Origin of the sequence: Rheinheimera sp. (assembly GCF_036568245.1) — a bacterium.
GTDB lineage: Bacteria > Pseudomonadota > Gammaproteobacteria > Enterobacterales > Alteromonadaceae > Alishewanella.
Genome location: NZ_DATCSY010000240.1, coordinates 1 through 2,754, shown reverse-complemented (window position 1 = coordinate 2,754; position 2,754 = coordinate 1). Strand labels below are relative to the sequence as shown.

General features: G+C 55.6%; 2 protein-coding genes. One reads left to right on the top strand and one right to left on the bottom strand.

Translation table 11 applies throughout. The features are described from left to right. A partial coding sequence (locus VIN66_RS11105) for an MFS transporter (RefSeq protein WP_331924059.1) occupies positions 1 to 653 on the top strand: 653 nt, incomplete at its 5' end. Positions 654 to 707: 54 nt separating this feature from the next. Here VIN66_RS11105 and VIN66_RS11100 read toward each other — a convergent pair. After that, positions 708 to 2,754 (bottom strand): di-heme oxidoredictase family protein (locus tag VIN66_RS11100; protein ID WP_331924058.1); only part of this gene is annotated, 2,047 nt, incomplete at its 5' end.

Below are 2,754 nucleotides of genomic sequence, written 5' to 3'. Positions count from 1 at the left end.
CGTTACCGCCTATGGCGAATAAACAAAAAGCCAATGTGCGCAATGAGCTGCGGGTGTTGGGCAAAAAGCCGGTGCTGGTGGCACTGCTGCTAACAGTGGTCAGCTCCAGCGCAATGTTCACGGTGTTTACGTATATAGTGCCGATTTTGCAGCAGGAAACCCAGGCTTCTACCGTGTTTGTAACCTCTATGCTGGTGTTGTACGGTATTGGCCTGGCGGTGGGTAATATTCTTGGCGGCCGCTTTGCCGATCGCTCAATGGATTTAACCCTTATCGCGTCGTTAGTCGCCGTTATGTTGCTGCTGGTGGTGTTTGCTGTGACCGTCGCCCAGCCGGTGATGGTAGTGCCGCTGGTTTTCCTCTGGGGTATTGCCAGTTTTGCGCTGGTGCCACCACTGCAGGCTATGGTAGTGCAGGAGGCTGCAGAAGCTCCCAGCCTGGCATCGGCGATGAATATCGGTGCCTTTAACCTGGGTAATGCGTTAGGCGCTATGTTGGGAGCGCTGATGATCAGTGCCGGTTTTGGCTTAAGTGCCGTGCCGCTGGCCGGTGCAGCTACCGCTGCGGTCGGGTTGGTAATGGTATTGTGGTTCAGGCGTGGTCGGCAACAAGGGCCAGCGGCTGTTACCGCTGAGCAAAGCGTTGCAGGCTAACAGTCATTGATTGTCTGAAAAAAAAGCCCGGTGCATTACACCGGGCTTTTTGCGTTACAAAGACTGTAAAAATGCCAGCAGGGCTTCGCGCTCGTTGGTTGGCAGGTTTACAAAGCGGTTTTTGATTATTTCAGCTTCACCGCCGTGCCACAGAATGGCTTCGGTAACCGTGCGGGCGCGGCCATCATGTAAGTAACCTACCGGCACACCATCAGCAACGTACTCTGTATAGCCCAGCCCCCACAGCGGCGGTGTGCGCCACATATTGCCGGTTGCCAGACCTTCAGCAAAGTTATCGGCCAGGCCAGCACCCATATCGTGCAGCAGTAAATCGGTATAGGGCTTAATACGCTGGTTACGGACTTCTGCAAACTCAGAGCGATTGCTGGTTTGCACATCGCTGATATGACAGGCGTTGCAGCGTATTGCTTTAAATACCTGCTCGCCCTGTGCAATTTTATCCGGTGCTACGTCCAGATAGGGCAGCGGGGATACACCTTTAGGGAAGCCGCTTTGCACACTGCGTTGTGCCGGTACACCCAGCAGCTGCAGGTACTGTGTCATCAGTTGCAGTGCTTCATCCGGCAGGCCGGGTTCGGCGTTACTGGCGTCGCAGTGCTCAGGCCCGAACAGGCATAAGCGGGTAGGGTACACTGATGAGGTGACAGACATATCCAGCAAGGCGGCGTTGGCGACCTGATGGCGCAGACTGGCTTTGCCGGCCTTCCAGCCATAACGGCCCAGGCGCACGTCGCCGGTTTCGGGGTCATAAACGTAGTTGGCTGAGCCTACTACGCCGTCGGCATCGGGAATGTCGCGCACCCAGGATAAGATAGTGTCATCGTCTATCGCCTCCAGTAAGCCCATGCCAATCAGCGGCTGTGCCGAGCGCACGGAATAGGCGCCAGGGATCGGGCCGTCAAAGGCAATCTGCGGTTTACGCAGTTGCACTACAGTGCCATCGGCCAGCGTGACATCGTGGCTGTCAAAGCCTGATACCCAGGCGCCGTTGCCCCAGTTTTGCCGGTCGCCAGTGCGGGTTGAGCGGGCATTCATTTGTAATGCCTGGCCGTAAATTGGGTGCGGCAGCGCATTACCGTTACTGTCGGTACCGGTTTCACCTACCCGCACCGCCATGGTATCAAGCCGCTGGTTTAAGGTGGTTGGCGCCACACTACGGCCATTACCGATATGGCAGTTAAAGCACGATGACTGGTTAAAATGTTCGCCTTGCAGGTGGCGGCCGGCATCGTTGCGATCGTTACCGGACTCGTTATGTTCACCGGTCCACAAGTTGGTGTGTAACCAGCGCCGGCCTTCCATAAAGCGCTGAATATTCTGCATGCCGATAGTGTTGTGTGGTTGCTGAAACATAAAACTCGGGTTGTCGGCGTAATCGTATGAGATTGACCCCAGCCCGCCTTGCAACGTGCTGTCGGGTAGCGGAGCATTCATCAGGCGGGGCTGTACACCGTACCAGGGGCGCAGGCCCTGACCCATCACATAGGTCAGCTCGTTGGTGTAATAGCGCACACCGCCATTGTCACCAATGGCATCCATCACCTGACGGGTAGAGAAAAATGAGCTGGTAAATTCGATAATATCGCCTTTTTTCAGCGACCGGGCGGCGACGCTGCTGCCATTGGGTACCAATACACCATCGGCATTTGCGCTAAGCGCTCTGTGCCCCGGGTAAGTGTCAAAAACCACACTACAACCATCATTTGCACCGATCACACCATTGAAACCACTGTCGGGGTGCAGTAGCACACCATTTGCGGGTTTGGTTACCACCGGGCAGGGGGCTCCGTCACTGAGATAGGTAGAGTCGTCCAGCAGATCGCCGGGGCTCATCCAGCCAAAGCCGGTAACACCCGGCTCGTCGAAGCGGCGGACAAAAGAGTGGCCACCACCTTTTTTTGCTTGCTGAAAATACTGGTTCACAATAATACGCGGCGCGGTTACACCGGCCACATTGCTGTTATCGATAAATTCGACACCCCAGGTGCGGTTTTTAAAGTAGTTAGCGACAAAATTTAAATGCGCGCCCGGGCCTTTGTCTACCGGGTTGCCCTGTGCATCTACTGTGTCGTTCGGGCCA